Raw genomic sequence first — 18,106 nt, 5'->3', positions numbered from 1 at the left:
CCCACGCTCTGCGTGGGAATGCAGCCGGTGACGCTCTGCGTCACTGCCAAAGCGGACGCGGAGCGTCCATTGAGGCATTCCCACGCAGAGCGTGGGAACGATCACACAGCCCCCTCGCCACAATTCGCTCCCACAGGGTCCGCATGCTGTCCTAGCTCATCTGCCCCTCAACCCGATCCCTTCCCGCCTGCTTCGCCGCATATACCCCTGAGTCCGCCCGCAACAGCAGCGCATCCGCGCCCTCTCCGGCCCGCCAACTGGCAATCCCGAAACTCGCGGTGACGATCCCGACCTCGTCGATCGGCGCACTGCGCAACCCTTGCCACAACTCCACGGCCAGCACGAGGGCCTGTTCGCCGTCGATATCCGGGCAAAGCACCATGAACTCTTCACCGCCCAGGCGACAGAACACATCGGTGCGCCGCAAGCGACCGCCAATGCGCTCGCACACGGCCTGCAATACCCGATCACCCACGGCATGACCGTGCTGATCGTTGATGCGTTTGAAGTGATCGATGTCGAGCATGATCACCGACAACTCGCCACCGCCGCGCTCGACCCGAGCCATTTCGGTGGTCAGGCGCTCCTGGAAGTAGCGACGGTTATGGATCCCGGTCAGGGAGTCGGTCACCGACAGTGCGCGCAATTCCTCTTCCACTCGCTTGAGGTCGGAGATGTCCGAAATGTAGCCATGCCACAGCACACCGCCACCAGGCAGTTCCTCCGGCGTCGCTTCGCCGCGGACCCAACGCAGACCGCGCTCAGGCAATTGCACGCGGTACTCTTCACGCCAGGGGCTGAGGGTGTCCGCCGACGCCAGGATCGAAGCGCGGACCCGGCGCGTGTCCTGAGGATGAATCCGCGCGAACACCGCTTCGGCGTTGAGCAACAGCACCTCCGGCTCGAGTTCGTAGATATCGCGCATACCGTCGCTGGCGTAGATCACGCTGAAGCGCCCATCGAATTCCATCTTGAACTGGTAGATCCCGCCGGGCACATGGGCGCTGAGTTTCTTCAACAACAGGTCACGTGCCGCCAGGGCTTCGTGGACGCGCTTGCGCTCAGTGATGTCGATACAAATCGCCAGGTGCCCGACCCACAAGCCTTGCTCGTCGAGAACCGGGGCCGCCAGCATGTTCACCGTCAAGTGACTGCCGTCGTGGCGGACCAGTGTCCACTCTCGCGCTTCGTGACCGCCCTCTTCCCCGCCTTCGACCAGCATCGCCTGACACGTCGGGATGGGCTTGCCATAGCGCGCGCTCAACTCGGCCGAGCGCGCTTCGAGTTCCCGGGGCAGATGCAGGCTTTCCAGGGTCATATGGCCTATGACCTGCGCACTGCAATAACCGAGCATTTGCTCTGCACCGGCGTTGAAGGTGCTAATCACCCCGCGCAAGTCGGTGGCGATAATCGCCACCTGAGTCGCGGCATCCAGCACACCGCGCAACTGGCCGTGCGTGCCGCGTAACTCTTGCTCACGGTCGTGAAGTTCCCGGGTCCGCTGCTCCACCATTTTCAGCGCTCGCTGGCGCTGGCTGACCAACACATAGAGAAACACACTGAGCAGCAGGCTGAGCAAACCGCCGAGTACCACCAGGCTGGCCACCGAGGAATGGTTGGCTTTCAGGAACGCGGCGCTGGGACGCATATCCACTTGATAGTCATGGTCGGCCAGACGTAGCAAACGCGTGGAGGACAAGCCACTGGCCCCCGCCGTGTTGGCCGACTCATACAACACTTCATGCTGATCATCGGTGGACATGTCGAGGATACGCACCGAGAGAGAGTCATGATTCTCTTCCGGCAGCCCGTCCGCCAACAACTGACGCATGCTGATCACCGCCATGACATAGCCGGCGGGCGCAGCATTGGGGATGTTCTGATGGATGACCGGAGCCACTAGCAACACGCCCCGCGAATAGGCGGGCTCGATGCCTACCAGATGCAACGGTTGCGACACGGCCATGCGGCCATTGCGATCGGCGCGTTCCAGGGTCGAACGGCGCAGGGGCTGGGCCAGCAGGTCGTAACCCAGCGGCGTGGGCAGTCGGCTTTGGGTTTGGGTGTAGAGCACGGGCACGTACTCATCTCGCAAGCCGGCTGGTTGCAACTGACCATCGGCGTTGAGTTCGCGAAAGGTGAAATCGCTCAATCCCTCTGCGCTCACCGCGCGTTCAAGTAGCGGTCGTTCAGTGCGGGAAACCCGAGGGGCCCAGGAGTAGGCCTGGGTGCGACGCAAAAGAGGTTTGGCGTAACCGTCGAATTCCTCGCGGGACACCGATTCGGAATTGACGAAGAACCGACGCAGGCCGTCAAGGCGCTGCTCCTGATCTTCGAAACGTTCTTCGATACGGCTGTAACGTTCACTGGCGAGCAGCTGGAAACGTTGCCGCAATTGCTGATGAAATTGATTGAACGTCGCCCAGGCCAGCAATCCCGTGAGAACCCCGCCGACAAGCAATGCCAACAGTGCGACCAGCCAGGCCGAAACATCTTCGCGGATAAAACCCAGGATCTTGGGGCGCACGGCGTGCAGCGACATAGATACAACTCAAAACGCCAGGTGCCGGAAAAGCCCATTGGCCATGCATTGAGTTATAGCTATTAGCCACTAATTTGACCAGCACTGAAAGAACCCAAGAGCCTTTAAAAATCAAGGCTCTGGATCCAATCAGGCTCAAGTGTCAGCGAGCAGTGATCTTCCACGCACGGTGGATCTTGCCATTACGGGCAAAATCCGGATCGATGGTCTGGGTGGTGATTTCTTCAACGGCATAACGTTCGGTGAGGTTTTCCTCAAGCGTGAACTTGCGGAAGTTGTTGGAGAAGTACAACACCCCACCCGGCGCCAGACGTGCCATCGCCAAGTCGATCAACTGCACCTGATCACGCTGCACGTCGAAGATCCCTTCCATGCGCTTGGAGTTGGAGAAGGTCGGCGGGTCGATGAAGATCAGGTCGTACTCGTCACGGCAGGCATCGAGCCAGACCATCACATCGCCCTGTTCCAGACGGTTTTTGTCGGAAAAACCGTTCAGCGACAGGTTGCGACGCGCCCAATCCAGATAGGTTTTCGACAGGTCGACGCTGGTGGTGCTGCGCGCACCGCCCTTGGCTGCATGAACGCTGGCGGTCGCGGTGTAGCAATACAGGTTGAGGAAGCGCTTGCCGGCCGCCTCTTTCTGGATTCGCATGCGCATCGGCCGGTGGTCGAGGAACAGCCCGGTGTCGAGGTAGTCGGTGAGGTTCACCAGCAGCTTCACGCCACCTTCGTTGACCTCATTGAACTTGCCCTGTGCGCTCTGGCGTTCGTACTGCTTGGTGCCGCTCTGACGCTCGCGACGTTTGACCACCACGCGGTTCTTGTCGATGTTCAGCGCCTGCGGGATCGCCGCCAGGGCATCGAACATCCGTGCCGAGGCTTTTTCCGGATCGATGGATTTCGGTGCAGCGTATTCCTGAACGTGGACCCAGTCGTGATACAGGTCGATGGCCATGGAATATTCCGGCATGTCGGCATCGTAGACGCGGTAGCAGTCGATACCTTCACGCTTGACCCACTTACCGAGGGCCTTGAGGTTTTTTTGCAGACGGTTGGCAAACATCTGCCCGCCTTCGCTCAAGCGCGGTTGCTCGATCACCACCGGGGCCGGTTTGATCGGGTTGCCGTTCTTGTTGTACTTCTCGTACTTGCCCGGCGCTTCGATGTTCGACGGTGCATCGGACTCGGCCTGTTCGCGCTCGATCTGGCGCTGTTCCGGAGTGCGACGCTCGCCGGTGACAAACTGGTCCGGCGTGACCTTGATCAGCAGCAATTTGCACGGCAAGGCGCCGTTCCAGAACGAGTACTGCTTGTGGCTGCGGATGCCCATGCGCTTGCCCAGGTCCGGAGCGCCGGTGAACACCGCCGCTTCCCAGTTCAAGCATGCCTGACGCAGACGTTCGCCGAGGTTCTGGTAGAGGTAGAGCAGGCTCGCCTCATCGCCCAGACGCTCGCCGTACGGAGGGTTGCAGATCACCAGGCCTTTCTGGTTCTGGTCCGGCCGCGGCTCGAACGTCGCGACTTCGCCCTGGTAGATCTTGATCCACTCGCTCAGGCCGGCACGTTCGACGTTATTGCGGCCCGGTTGAATCAGGCGCGGGTCAGCTTCGTAACCGCGAATCCACAGCGGTGACCTGGCCAGGCCAGCTGCGGCGCGTTCGGTGGCTTCTTCGTGAAGTTTTTTCCACAGCGCCGGCACATGACCGAGCCAGGCGGTGAAGCCCCACTGCTCACGACGCAGGTTCGGCGCCATGTCGGCGGCGATCATCGCGGCTTCGACCAGGAACGTACCGACACCGCACATCGGGTCAGCCAGTGCGCCACCATCGGCGGCAATCCGTGGCCAGCCGGAACGGATCAGAATCGCCGCCGCGAGGTTTTCCTTCAGCGGCGCCGCGCCCTGCTGCAAGCGGTAACCGCGCTGGTGCAAGCTATGGCCGGAAAGGTCGAGAGACAAAATCGCTTCGCCACGGTCCAGGCGCAGGTGAATGCGCAGGTCCGGGTTGAGCTTGTCGATGGACGGACGATCGCCCTGGGGGGTGCGCAGTTTATCGACGATCGCATCCTTGACCTTCAAGGCGCCGAAGTGCGTGTTATCAATGCCCGAACCGTGACCGCTGAATTCGACGGCCAGGGTGCCATCGTTGAGCATGTGGTCTTGCCACTCGATATCCAGCACGCCGTGGTAGAGGTCTTCGGCGTCCTTCATCGGGAAGCGCTTGAGCACCAGCAGCACCCGGTTCGCCAGACGCGACCACAGGCACAGGCGATAGGCGGTTTCCATGGTGGCCATGCCGCGCACAGCCGAGGTGTGCTCACGTGCGTCCTCAAGGCCAAGCCCGACGGCTTCCTCGATGAGCAGGCCTTCAAGGCCTTTGGGGCAAGTGAGGAAGAGTTCGAAACGATCGGACATGGTAATTCCAGAGCCTTTAGCTAAGTGAACCGGCAACGCATTGCCGATCCGGTTTTCAATCAGGCGTTTTTCTAACAGAACGCCCGCGTGGCACGAAGGTGTGCCGTCCCACCCTGACTGCTCGGGTTAAAAGAGCTTAGATGCCAGGGCAGATAAAAAAGTTGATGCAACAAAATGTCATAAGTCGACCCTTCGTCGAATAGTCCCCAAGTGAACGGGTGTCATTCTCGTTAAAGGCCTCAACCCTCTCATCCCGCGCAGGGCCGATCATACCGGGGTTTGGCCAACAAACACGGGACAAATATCGTGTTACTTATGGCCATAGCATCTTTATGGTTACGTTCTTATGACAAAACGATCATTCCCTCGATGTGACGCATTGGTTAGAACTCAACTCAGGTTGACGTCGCAACGGCGTCAACACCTTGGCTCGCGACGCCGGCAGCGAGCCACCAACGGCAGAATTTTTCTGCCTGACCTCGATTGAGGTCGACGCGATAAATACAGTCAACAAGTGAGGGCAACACCCTATGAGAAGACTTAAGCGTGATCCGTTGGAAAGAGCATTTTTGCGCGGATATCAATATGGCGTTGGTGGTAAATCCCGTGAGCTTTGCCCTTTTACTCTACCGTCGGTACGCCAAGCCTGGATCAATGGCTGGCGAGAAGGACGCGGCGACAACTGGGACGGTATGACCGGCACTGCGGGAATCCACAGACTCAACGAACTTCACGCCGTCGGCTAATACAGGGCACACACTCCGACACGACAATCTGATTACGTAATGACTTAACCACGCACGTCCCATCCGGACGGCGGGCTTCGGCCCAGGGGCTCCTTCGAGGAGCCCTTTTTTATGCCTGATCCAAATTCAGCGAAGAAACAATTGTGGCGAGGGGGCTTGCCCCCGTTGGGCTGCGAAGCGGCCCCAAAACCAGACGACGCGGTGAATCAGCGAGAACACGGACACAGGGTTTACGACTGCTTCGCAGCCGAACGGGGGCAAGCCCCCTCGCCACAAAAGCCCTCGCCACAAGTCTCCTACCCAGGGATTTAGCGCAGCGCGGCGATGGCATCCACCGATTCACGAATCAGCGCCGGGCCTTTATAGATAAAGCCAGAGTAAATCTGCACCAGGCTCGCACCCGCGGCAATTTTCTCAGCCGCGTGCTTGCCTTCAGTGATGCCGCCTACGGCGATGATCGGCAGACGACCGGCCAATTCCGCCGCCAGCACTTTAACGGTGTGAGTGCTCTTGTCGCGAACCGGCGCGCCGGACAACCCGCCCGCCTCGTCACCATGCTCCATGCCTTCGACGCCAACGCGGCTCAGGGTGGTGTTGGTGGCAATCACCGCGTCCATCCCGGTTTCGATCAACGCTTGAGCGACTTGAATGGTTTCTTCATCAGTCATGTCCGGCGCGATCTTGATCGCCAGCGGTACATGCTTGCCGTGGCGCAGGGCCAGCTCCGCCCGGCGGGTGGCCAGGTCGGCGAGCAATTGCTTGAGCGAATCACCGAATTGCAGGCTGCGCAGGCCCGGGGTGTTCGGCGAACTGACGTTGACCGTCACGTAGCTGGCGTGGGCATAGACCTTGTCCAGGCAGATCAGGTAGTCATCGACCGCACGCTCAACCGGCGTATCGAAATTCTTGCCGATGTTGATGCCCAGTACGCCCTTGTACTTGGCCGCCGCGACGCGAGCGAGCAAGTGATCGACGCCGAGGTTATTGAAACCCATGCGGTTGATGATCGCCTCGGCGTCCGGCAAGCGGAAAATCCGCGGTTTCGGATTACCCGGTTGCGGACGCGGCGTGATGGTGCCGATTTCGACGAAACCGAAACCCAATTGGGCAAAACCATCGATCGCCGCGCCGTTCTTGTCCAGACCGGCCGCCAAACCCACCGGGTTCGGGAACTCCAGGCCCATGACCGTTACCGGCAGTTTCGCCGGTGCCTTGCACAGCAAGCCGTTAAGGCCCAAACGCCCGCCCGCGCCGATCAGGTCCAGGGACAGATCGTGGGAGGTTTCCGGGGAAAGTTTGAACAGCAGCTGACGGGCCAGGGTGTACATGGGCAGGCTTGACTCGGTTGGCGATGAGAGGCGGCGATTATAGCCGTGCATCGGGTCCACAGGCGAGGCGCGCAACAAAATCAGCCGGCGATGGCATATGCCTTGCACCAATCACAGGCATCAGCACTCATGCCAACGGCGGGATGAGTGGAAGGACAATGGCGTCGTCACCCGGCTTTGCCCACGCAAAGGCCTTGGGACGACGCTTTTTTTTGGAAGGTGCGAAATCGATGAACGAACCATCAGCCGGCCCACTGGCCTGGGTCAACGGCAGCGATGCCCCGGAAAAGACTGAAATCAACCTCGGCTTCATGGCCCTGAGCGACTGCGCCTCAGTGGTGGTCGCCGCCACCCAGGGCTTCGCCCAACCCTACGGCCTTACCCTGAACCTCAAGCGCCAGTCGTCCTGGGCCAACCTGCGAGACAAACTGGTCAGCGGCGAACTCGACGCCGCCCACAGCCTGTACGGCCTGATCTACGCCGTGCACCTGGGCATCGGCGGCGTAGCCTCCACCGACATGGCCGTGCTCATGGGCCTGAACCAGAACGGCCAAAGCATCAACCTTTCCCACGGCTTGCAGGCCTTGGGCGTGACCAGTCCTGAAGCACTGGACCGGCACGTGCACCAAAGTCGCCCAAAACTGACCTTCGCTCAGACTTTTCCCACGGGCACCCACGCCATGTGGCTGTATTACTGGCTCGCGAGCCAGGGCATTCATCCGTTGCAGGATGTCGACAGTGTGGTGGTACCGCCGCCGCAAATGGTCGCGCACCTGCAAGCCGGGCGCATCGACGGTTTCTGCGTCGGCGAGCCGTGGGCGGCCAGTGCGGTGCAGCAGAATCTCGGGTTTACGATGGCCACCAGCCAGACCCTGTGGCCCGATCACCCGGAAAAAGTCCTCGGCTGCACCCGCGCCTTTGTCGAGCAATACCCCAACACCGCACGGGCATTGGTGATGGCGATCCTCGAAGCCAGCCGATTCATCGAAGCCAGCCACGAAAATCGCCGCAGCACCGCGCAACTGTTGAGTGCGCCTGAGTATCTGGATGCTCCGCTCGACTGCATCGAACCACGGTTGCTCGGTGACTACGCCGACGGCCTGGGTAATCGCTGGCAAGACCCGCACGCCATGCGTTTTCACGTTGGTGGCGAGGTCAATTTTCCGTATTTGTCCGACGGTATGTGGTTCATGACCCAGTTCCGTCGCTGGGGGTTGTTGCGTGACGACCCGGATTACCTCGGCGTGGCCCGTCAGGTCCAGCAACTAGACTTATACCGTGAGGCCGCCACCGCTGTCGGCGTGCCCGCCCGGAGCCAGGAAATGCGCAACAGTCAATTGATCGACGGCAAAGTCTGGGACGGCTCGGACCCGGCCGGCTATGCCCGCAGCTTCACGCTGCACGCCATGAGCGACAGCGCTCCCCTTCTCGCCAGCCGCTGACAGGAGCCTGCGAATATGTTGCGTATCCTGCTGATCAATGACACAGCGAAAAAAGTCGGGCGCCTGAAGGCGGCTCTGACCGAAGCCGGGTTCGAGGTCATCGACGAGTCCGGCCTGACCATTGACCTGCCCGCGCGCGTCGAAACGGTGCGTCCGGACGTGATCCTGATCGATACCGAGTCACCGAGCCGCGATGTGATGGAGCAAGTGGTGCTGGTGACCCGTGACCAACCACGGCCGATTGTGATGTTCACCGACGAGCACGACCCCGACGTGATGCGCCGCGCAATCAAGTCCGGCGTCAGTGCCTACATCGTCGAAGGCATTCACGCACAACGCTTGCAGCCGATTCTCGACGTGGCCATGGCGCGCTTTGAAAGCGACCAGGCCCTGCGCGCGCAACTGCACGCTCGCGACCAGCAACTGGCCGAGCGCAAGCGCATCGAGCTGGCCAAGGGGCTGCTGATGAAGATGAAGGACTGCAACGAAGAAGAGGCCTACACCCTGATGCGCCGCCAAGCCATGAGCCGCCAGCAGAAGCTGATACAGGTGGCGGAGCAGATTATTGCCATGAGTGAACTGCTTGGCTGAGGTATTGCGGTGCCTGTCAGGGCCTGCTCGCGATTGGCCGCAACTCGGTCTCAAACAGTTGGCACAGATCTCGCTAGGTAATCACCGCAAGGTAACCAACGGCGGTTGCCCCACCTACGACGAAGACGTCGCTCACCTCATTCGCCCCCTGGCGGATCGGGTAGCGGCGTTTTTTCGTTTTGGCCCCAGAGACCGGGGCCGGTGGTGCGGCCGTAGCGGCGCCCCACCCGCAAGCTCATGACTCCTTCTTGATACGCCTGACAGCTGAGGTGCGCGATGAATTCAAGCTTCTGGAAATCCGGCCATACCCCGACACTGTTCGCAGCCTTCCTCTATTTCGATCTGAGCTTCATGGTCTGGTACCTGCTCGGCCCTCTGGCGGTGCAGATCGCCGCTGATCTGCACCTGACCACCCAACAGCGCGGGCTGGTGGTGGCCACGCCGATTCTGGCCGGGGCCGTATTGCGCTTTGCGATGGGCCTGCTGGCTGATCGCCTTTCGCCAAAAACCGCCGGGATAATCGGCCAGGTGATCGTCATCTGCGCCCTGTTCGTCGCCTGGAAAGTCGGCATCCACAGTTACGAGCAAGCGCTGTTGCTGGGTCTGTTCCTCGGCATGGCCGGTGCGTCCTTCGCCGTCGCCCTGCCGTTGGCCTCGCAATGGTATCCGCCGCAGCACCAAGGCAAAGCCATGGGCATCGCCGGTGCCGGTAACTCGGGCACCGTGCTGGCCGCCTTGATCGCTCCGGTGCTGGCCGCCGCATTTGGCTGGAGCAACGTGTTCGGATTCGCCCTGATCCCGCTGATCCTGACCCTGATCGTCTTCACCTGGCTGGCCAAAAATGCACCCGAGCGCCCGAAAGCCAAGTCCGTGTCTGACTATTTCAAGGCCCTGGGTGATCGCGACAGCTGGTGGTTCATGTTTTTCTACAGCGTAACCTTCGGCGGTTTCATCGGTCTGGCCAGCGCCCTGCCCGGCTACTTCAACGACCAGTACGGCCTGAGCCCGGTGACTGCCGGCTACTACACTGCTGCTTGTGTGTTCGGTGGCAGCCTGATGCGTCCGTTGGGTGGCGCGCTGGCGGATCGCTTCGGCGGGATTCGCACCCTGCTGGCGATGTACACCGTGGCAGCGATCTGCATTGCAACGGTAGGTTTCAATCTGCCGAGCTCCTACGCCGCGTTGGCGCTTTTCGTCTGCACTATGCTCGGTTTGGGTGCAGGAAACGGTGCGGTATTCCAGTTGGTCCCGCAGCGTTTTCGTCGGGAGATCGGTGTGATGACCGGCCTGATTGGCATGGCCGGCGGCATCGGTGGCTTCGCACTGGCGGCCGGCATGGGCGCGATCAAGCAAAGCACCGGCAGCTATCAAATGGCCTTGTGGTTGTTCGCCAGCCTCGGCGTACTCGCCTGGTTTGGTCTGCATGGTGTGAAACGTCGCTGGAGAACCACTTGGGGTTCGGCAGCCGTTACCGCAGCACGGGTGTGAGGACTGAATGAGCCTGCAACTGAGCTTCGCCGAACACAGCGCCATCGGCCCCCGCGAGGAGAACCAGGACGCTGTGCGCCTGGTCACTCCGGCCCCGGCGCTGGCGGCAAGCAAGGGTTACCTGTTCGCCATCGCCGACGGTGTCAGCCAATGTGCCGATGGCGGGCTCGCAGCCCGTTCGACCTTGCAGGCCTTGGCGCTGGACTACTACGCCACCCCGGAAACCTGGGGCGTCGCCCAGGCATTGGACCGTCTGCTACTGGCGCAAAACCGCTGGTTGCAGGCGAACGGCGGCGGGCAACCGCTGCTGACTACCGTCAGTGCCTTGGTGATGCGCGGCCGGCGTTTCACCCTGGCGCATGTCGGCGATTGCCGGGTTTATCGCTGGCACGCCGACACACTGCAACGGGTGAGTGAGGATCACGTCTGGGACCAGCCGGGCATGCAGCATGTGCTCAAACGGGCCCTTGGGCTGGATCAACACCTGGTGCTGGACTTTCTCGATGGTGAACTGCGCCTGAACGAGAGTTTCGTGCTGCTCAGCGACGGCATCTGGGCCGTGCTGGGCGACACGGCCATTGCGGCGATTCTGCGCGATCAACCCGACCTGAACAGTGCCGCGCAGACCCTGGTCAATGCTGCACATCTGGCCGGCAGTCAGGACAACGCCAGCGCCCTGTTGGTGCGGGTCGATGCCCTCGGTGAAACCAGCATTGGCGACGCGCTGATTCATCTGCAGCAATGGCCGCTCCCGCCTGCGCTGAAACCGGGCCAGACTTTCGAAGGCTGGCAGGTCGAAGGGATCCTCGGCCAGAGCCAACAATCGCTGCTCTACCGGGTGCGCGACGCACAACAACAGCCCTGGCTGCTGAAAACCTTGCCCAGTGCGCTCCGTGACGATCACCAGGCCGGGCAGGCGTTGTTGTCGGAGGAATGGTTTCTCAAGCGTGTGGCCGGGCGGCACTTCCCTGAAGTCCATGCCGCCAGTCAGCGTCAGCATTTGTACTACGTGATGCGGGAATATTCCGGGTCGACCTTGGCTGAGCTGCATGAGCGTGTCGCAACGCTGCCATTGGCTCAATGGCTGGACCTGGCCGAACGCCTGCTGCGGGCCATCGGCATATTGCATCGACGGCAAATTCTGCATCGCGATATCAAACCGGAGAACCTGCTGCTGGGGGACGACGGTGAGCTGCGCCTGCTGGATTTCGGCCTCGCCTACTGCCCCGGGCTGTCCGAAGATCAAGCCTGCGCACTACCCGGAACACCCAGCTATATCGCGCCGGAAGCTTTTCGAGGTGATCCTCCTACACCACAGCAGGATTTGTATGCGGTCGGCGTGACCTTGTATTACCTGCTGACCGGGCATTATCCCTACGGCGAAATCGAAGCATTCCAGCGCCCTCGGTTTGGTGTGCCTGTCAGCGCCAGTCGCTACCGGCCCGACCTGCCGGATTGGATTGCGCAAAGTCTGGAGCGCGCGGTGGCGGCAGCTCCGGATCAGCGCTTTGAAACGGCGGAAGAATGGTTATTGCTACTGGAACAGGGAGAACGTCGCAGTTTGAGCGTGCGCCCCAGACCGTTGCTGGAGCGCGAACCGCTGAAAGTCTGGCGGACGTTGGCACTGGTGTCGTTGCTGGTGAATCTGGTGCTGCTGTTTTTGTTGTTTCATGGTTAAAAGATCAAAAGATCGCAGCCTGCGCCAGCGCCTACCGGTGCCCACGATCTCCTGTAGGAGCTGGCGAAGCCTGCGATCTTTTGATCTTTTCTGCTTCAAAACCGGGCATGGCGCATTGATCCGGTGCACGCAAACACCCTCCTCCCACGGTGAGAGCCCATAAATTCCGCATTTGTGCGACTTGGCACAACCACTGCATTACCTTTCCCAACATACATAAAGCCCAACCTTCAACGTAGAAGGCTGCGCTGCCCGAGAGAACGGGACAAGGACAAAGGCGTCCTCGCTAGTTAACTAGCGGGACGCCTTTTTTTGTTTGCGCAAAATTTTGTCGAGCAAGGCCTGAATGCCCTGATGAGGCAGGCCCGAGCTCCCCGGAGAACCTGATGAAAAAACTAAAACTAGTGATGATCGGCAACGGCATGGCCGGGGTACGTACCCTGGAAGAACTGCTCAAGCTGAGTAATGAGCTGTACGACATCACGGTCTTCGGCGCCGAACCCCATACCAACTACAACCGCATCCTGCTGTCGCCCGTGCTGGCTGGCGAACAGACTTTCGAAGAGATCGTGCTCAACGATCTGGACTGGTACCTGGAAAACAACATCAAGCTGCTGCTCAACCGTAAAGTGGTGGAGATCGACCGGGTCAAACGTCGGGTCATCGCCGAAGACGGCACCGAGGCCGAATACGACCGCCTGCTGATTGCCACCGGTTCGACCCCGTTCATCCTGCCGATCCCCGGCAACACCTTGCAGGGCGTGATCGGCTACCGCGACATTGCCGACACCCAGGCGATGATCGACACCGCCAAGACCCACAAGCACGCCGTGGTCATCGGCGGCGGCCTGCTGGGCCTTGAAGCCGCCAACGGCCTGATGCTGCGCGGCATGCACGTCACCGTGGTGCACATCGGCGAATGGCTGCTGGAGCGGCAACTGGACAAAACCAGCGGCCAACTCCTGCAAACCGCCCTGGAAGCCCGTGGCCTGCATTTCCGCCTGTGCGAACAGACCCAGGCCCTGCACGATGCCGGCAATGGCCGGGTCGGCTCGGTTGAGTTCAAGAACGGCGACATCATCCCGGCCGACCTGGTGGTGATGGCCGCTGGTATTCGTCCCAACACCGAACTCGCGGAAAAATCCGGCATCCCGTGCAATCGCGGGATTCTGGTCAACGACACGATGCAAACCTACGACCCTCGGGTCTACGCCATCGGCGAATGCGCCAGCCACCGTGGCATCGCCTACGGCCTGGTCGCGCCGCTGTTCGAACAGGCCAAGGTCTGCGCCAACCACCTCGCCCAGCTGGGTTTCGCCACCTACAAGGGTTCGGTGACGTCGACCAAACTGAAAGTCACCGGCATCGACTTGTTTTCCGCCGGCGACTTTATGGGCGGCGAAGGCACCGAGACCATCACCCTCTCCGACCCGATCGGCGGGGTTTACAAAAAACTGGTGATCAAGGATGACGTGCTGGTCGGCGCCTGTCTGTACGGCGATACGGCAGATGGCGGTTGGTATTTCCGGCAGATCCGTGAGAACCACGCCATCGGCGAGATCCGCGATCACCTGATGTTCGGCGAAAACGCTCTTGGCGATGTAGGACATCAAGGCCAGGACAAGGCCATGAGCATGGCCGACACCGCCGAAGTCTGCGGCTGCAATGGCGTGTGCAAAGGCACCATCGTCAAGGCCATCCAGGAACACGGCCTGTTCAGCGTCGATGACGTGAAAAAACATACCAAAGCTGCCAGTTCTTGCGGCTCCTGCGCCGGCCTCGTCGAGCAGATCCTGATCAACACCGTGGGCGGTGCGGCGGACGTCAAGCCGAAAAGCGAGAAAGCCATCTGCGGTTGCAGTGACCTCAATCACGGGCAAATCCGCCAGGCCATCCGCGACCAGCACCTGCTGACCATCGCCGGCACTATGAGCTACTTGAACTGGCGCACCCCGAACGGTTGCGCCACGTGCCGTCCGGCGCTCAACTACTACCTGATTTCCACTTGGCCGGGCGAAGCCAAGGACGATCCACAATCGCGCCTGATCAACGAACGCGCCCACGCCAACATTCAGAAAGACGGCACTTACTCTGTAGTCCCGCGGATGTGGGGCGGTGTGACCAATCCTTCAGAGCTGCGGCGCATTGCCGACGTGGCCGACAAGTACAACGTGCCGATGGTCAAGGTCACCGGCGGCCAGCGCATCGACTTGCTGGGGATCAAAAAGCAGGACCTGCCAGGCGTCTGGAAAGACCTGGACATGCCGTCCGGTCACGCCTACGGCAAATCCATCCGCACGGTAAAAACCTGTGTCGGCAGCGAGTTCTGCCGCTTCGGCACCCAGAACTCCACGCAACTGGGCATCGAGCTTGAGCACGACCTGTTCAACATGTGGTCGCCGCACAAAGTGAAACTGGCCGTCTCCGGTTGCCCACGCAACTGCTCGGAAGCGGGGATCAAAGACGTCGGAATTATCGGCGTGGATTCCGGCTGGGAGATGTACATCGGTGGCAACGGCGGGATCAAAACCGAAGTCGCGGAATTCTTCGTCAAACTGAAAACCGCCGAAGAAGTGCGCGAGTACAACGGCGCGTTCCTGCAGCTGTATCGCGAAGAAGCCTTCTACCTTGAGCGCACCGTGCACTACCTGCAACGGGTCGGTATGGAACACATCAAGAAAGCCGTGCTGGAAGACCCGGAACGGCGCAAGGCATTGAATGATCGCCTGCAATTTTCCCTGTCGTTCGAGCAGGATCCCTGGAAGGAACGCCTCGAACAGCCGCTGCTGAAAAAAGAATTCGAGGTCATTCCCGTGAAGAACCTGGAGGTGCAGGCATGAACTGGCTGGATATCTGCGCACTGGAAGAGATCAACACCCTTGGCTCGCGGATCATCGCGGGCCCGAAAGGCGACATCGCGATTTTTCGTACGAGTGACGATGAGGTTTTCGCCCTCGACGATCGCTGCCCGCACAAGGGCGGGCCGCTGTCCCAGGGTTTGATCTATGGCAAACGAGTGGCCTGCCCGCTGCACAACTGGCAGATCGACCTGGAAACCGGCGAGGCCCAGGCCCCTGATATTGGCTGCGCCCACCATCATTCGGCACGGGTCGAGAATGGCCGGGTGCTGCTGGCCCTGCGGGAAGCAAGCTGATGAACCAGATCACCGCCTCCACCTGCTGCTACTGCGGGGTCGGCTGTGGTGTGCTGATCGAGCACGACGGCGAGCGCATCCTCGGCGTCAGCGGCGATCCGGCACACCCGGCCAACTTCGGCAAGTTGTGCAGTAAAGGTTCGACCCTGCACCTGACTGGCGACCTGACGGCACGGGCGTTGTACCCGGAACTGCGCTTGGGCAAAGGCCTGGCCCGCAGCCGCACCGACTGGGACACTGCCCTCGATCACGCCGCCAACGTCTTCGCCGAAACCATCGCCGAGCATGGCCCGGACAGCGTTGCGTTCTATATCTCCGGGCAGTTGCTGACCGAGGATTACTACGCCTTCAACAAACTGGCGCGAGCGCTGGTGGGCACCAACAACATCGACAGTAATTCACGGCTGTGCATGTCTTCAGCCGTGGTCGGCTACAAGCGCAGCCTCGGCGCCGACGCCCCGCCCTGCAACTACGAAGACCTGGAATTGAGCGACTGCGTGATGATCGTCGGCAGCAACATGGCCTACGCCCACCCGGTCCTGTTTCGTCGCCTGGAAGAAGCGAAATCCCGCCGCCCACAGATGAAAGTCATCGTCATCGACCCACGGCGCACCGACACCTGCGATTTGGCTGACATGCATTTGGCGATTCTGCCTGGCACCGATGTCGCCTTATTCCATGGGATTTTGCACCTGTTGCTGTGGGAAGACTGGGTCGACCGCGACTTCATCAAGGCCCACACCGAAGGCCTGGCCGAGCTGAAAAACCTGGTGCGTGATTACACCCCGACAATGGCGTCGCAACTCTGCGGCATCAGCGTCGAGCAACTGCATCAATGCGCGCAATGGGTCGGCACTTCGCCGAGCTTTCTGTCGCTGTGGTGCATGGGGCTGAATCAGTCCACTGCCGGCAGCGCGAAGAACAGCGCGTTGATCAACCTGCACCTGGCTACCGGGCAAATCGGCCGGCCCGGTGCAGGACCTTTCTCGCTGACTGGTCAGCCAAATGCCATGGGCGGCCGGGAAACCGGCAGTTTGTCGAACCTGCTGCCAGGCCATCGCGAAGCGGCCAATGCCGAACACCGCGCGCAAGTGGCTGACTACTGGGGCGTTGATCAACTGCCCGCGAACACCGGACTGACGGCCATCGAACTGTTCGAGCAGATGCGCAGCGGCAAGATCAAAGCCCTGTGGATCGCCTGCACTAACCCTGCACAGTCGCTGCCGGACCAGACCGCTGTGCGCGAGGCACTGCAAGCCTGTCCGTTCGTGGTGTTGCAGGAAGCCTTTCGCACCACCGAAACCGCCGCGTTCGCCGACCTGCTGTTGCCCGCCGCCAGTTGGGGTGAAAAGGACGGCACGGTCACCAACTCCGAACGGCGCATTTCCCACGTCCGTCAGGCTATCGGCGCACCCGGTGAAGCACGGCCCGACTGGTCGATCACCATGGATTTCGCACAGCGCCTGGAAAAACATCTGCGCCCTGGAGCCACCAGCCTGTTTGCCTTTGAAACCCCGGCGCAGGTCTTCGACGAATACAAACACCTGACTCGCGGCCGCGACCTCGACCTCTCCGGAATCAGCCATGCGCTGATCGACCAGCTCGGCCCGCAGCAATGGCCCTTCCCCGCCGGGGCCCGCGAAGGCACGGCGCGGCTGTATCTCGACGGAGTTTTCCCGACCGCCAGCGGGCGTGCACAGTTCATCACCGACCCGTATCGCGCCGCCAAGGAACAACGCGATGCGCGCTTCCCGCTGACCCTGATCACCGGCCGCCTGCGCGATCAATGGCACGGCATGAGCCGCACCGGCACCGCCGCGCAGCTATTCGGCCATGTCAGTGAAGCCGTGTTGAGCCTGCACCCGGATGAACTGCGTCGGCATCGCCTGCAACCGGGCGATCTGATCAATCTGAAAAGTCGCCGGGGCTCGGTGATCGTCCCGGTCAGCAGCGATGACAGCGTACGTCCGGGCCAGGCATTCATGCCGATGCACTGGGGCGACCGCTTTCTCAAGGGCGGCGTGAATACCCTCACCCTTCCCGCCTTCGACCCATTGTCGAAACAACCGGAACTCAAACACAGCGGTGTGCGACTCGAGCCTGTGCAATTGCCTTGGCAGCTTTTCGCCCTGATAGAGGGTGATGTTCAACAGCACTTAGAGACGCTGCGACCGCTCTGCGAGGCGTTTTCCTACGCAAGCCTCAGTCTTACCGGCCGTGAACGCCCTGCACTGCTGATACGCGCCGCCAGCGCCACCGCGCCAGAGCCACAGCTGTTACGTGATATCGATCAATACCTGGGGCTCAACGACGGCCCGGTATTAGCCTACGACGATCCTCGGCGCTCGATCGGCAAACGGGTACGCATCGAAAACGGCCGGATCACCGCGATTCGCCTGGCCGGTGAAACGCTGGCCCAACACTGGCTGCAAAGTCTGTGGCTCGAAGGTCGCGCCGACGAACAGCTACGCCGTTGGCTGCTGGCGCCTTTGAGTGCGCCACCGGGCAGCGCTGGCGGTCCGGCATCGGGCACCAAAACCCTGTGCAACTGCATGAACGTCAGCCAGAACGCGGTGTGTGCCGGCATTGGCCGTGGCCTGGATTTGCAGGGTTTGAAACAAGAACTGGGTTGTGGCACGCAATGCGGCTCCTGCGTCCCGGAAATCAAGCGTTTGCTGGCCGCCACCGCGCAGCCAGTCGCCGTCATCTCGTGAGGAAAACACT

Annotated in this window: 11 protein-coding genes; 8 read left to right on the top strand and 3 right to left on the bottom strand. The window is 61.0% G+C overall.

The features are described 5' to 3' along the window. Window positions 1-151: 151 nt before the first annotated feature. On the bottom strand, window positions 152-2,542 hold the full coding sequence (locus ACZ9IM_RS03880; RefSeq protein WP_476223408.1) for a sensor domain-containing diguanylate cyclase: 2,391 nt from the start codon (window positions 2,540-2,542) through the stop codon (window positions 152-154). 142 nt (window positions 2,543-2,684) lie between these two features. Beyond that, window positions 2,685-4,955, bottom strand: coding sequence for a bifunctional 23S rRNA (guanine(2069)-N(7))-methyltransferase RlmK/23S rRNA (guanine(2445)-N(2))-methyltransferase RlmL (gene rlmKL, locus ACZ9IM_RS03875; protein ID WP_476223407.1), 2,271 nt, complete (start codon window positions 4,953-4,955; stop codon window positions 2,685-2,687). A gap of 530 nt (window positions 4,956-5,485) precedes the next feature. Here rlmKL and rmf point away from each other — a divergent pair. Next, complete coding sequence (rmf, locus tag ACZ9IM_RS03870) at window positions 5,486-5,701, top strand: ribosome modulation factor (protein WP_003223300.1); 216 nt, start codon at window positions 5,486-5,488, stop codon at window positions 5,699-5,701. 308 nt (window positions 5,702-6,009) lie between these two features. Here rmf and ACZ9IM_RS03865 read toward each other — a convergent pair whose 3' ends face one another. Beyond that, on the bottom strand, window positions 6,010-7,029 hold the full coding sequence (locus ACZ9IM_RS03865) for a quinone-dependent dihydroorotate dehydrogenase (protein WP_427625525.1): 1,020 nt from the start codon (window positions 7,027-7,029) through the stop codon (window positions 6,010-6,012). A gap of 230 nt (window positions 7,030-7,259) precedes the next feature. Here ACZ9IM_RS03865 and ACZ9IM_RS03860 point away from each other — a divergent pair, with 230 nt between their 5' ends. The 7 genes from ACZ9IM_RS03860 to ACZ9IM_RS03830 all read left to right on the top strand — a co-directional run bounded on the left by ACZ9IM_RS03860 (window position 7,260) and on the right by ACZ9IM_RS03830 (window position 18,096). Then, a complete protein-coding gene (locus tag ACZ9IM_RS03860) occupies window positions 7,260-8,471 on the top strand; it encodes a CmpA/NrtA family ABC transporter substrate-binding protein (RefSeq protein ID WP_476223406.1) in 1,212 nt (403 codons plus the stop codon). A 15-nt stretch (window positions 8,472-8,486) separates the two neighbouring features. Next, entirely contained in the window at window positions 8,487-9,062 is a 576-nt protein-coding gene (locus ACZ9IM_RS03855; protein ID WP_008006986.1) for an ANTAR domain-containing response regulator, read from the top strand. A gap of 276 nt (window positions 9,063-9,338) precedes the next feature. Then, window positions 9,339-10,550 (top strand): nitrate/nitrite transporter, encoded by a 1,212-nt coding sequence (locus ACZ9IM_RS03850; protein ID WP_427625523.1) that lies wholly within the window; start codon window positions 9,339-9,341, stop codon window positions 10,548-10,550. 7 nt (window positions 10,551-10,557) lie between these two features. Next, window positions 10,558-12,228, top strand: a complete 1,671-nt coding sequence (locus ACZ9IM_RS03845) for a bifunctional protein-serine/threonine kinase/phosphatase (protein ID WP_476223405.1) — start codon at window positions 10,558-10,560, stop codon at window positions 12,226-12,228. Window positions 12,229-12,614: 386 nt separating this feature from the next. Beyond that, entirely contained in the window at window positions 12,615-15,068 is a 2,454-nt protein-coding gene (nirB, locus tag ACZ9IM_RS03840; protein WP_123496409.1) for a nitrite reductase large subunit NirB, read from the top strand. Continuing rightward, window positions 15,065-15,382 carry a nitrite reductase small subunit NirD gene (gene nirD / locus ACZ9IM_RS03835; protein ID WP_007902067.1) on the top strand — a complete coding sequence of 106 codons (318 nt, stop codon included), beginning with the start codon at window positions 15,065-15,067 and terminating at the stop codon, window positions 15,380-15,382. Before nirB ends, nirD begins: the two co-directional genes overlap by 4 nt. After that, window positions 15,382-18,096: a nitrate reductase gene (locus ACZ9IM_RS03830; RefSeq protein ID WP_427625521.1), complete on the top strand. Its 2,715-nt coding sequence runs from the start codon at window positions 15,382-15,384 to the stop codon at window positions 18,094-18,096. The genes nirD and ACZ9IM_RS03830 overlap by 1 nt, the downstream gene beginning before the upstream one ends. The last annotated feature ends 10 nt before the right edge of the window (window positions 18,097-18,106 follow it).

It is taken from the genome of Pseudomonas sp. TE12508, assembly GCF_056279485.1.
Note: the sequence above shows the minus strand (reverse complement) of the source record. Positions and strands in the feature narration are given on the sequence as shown.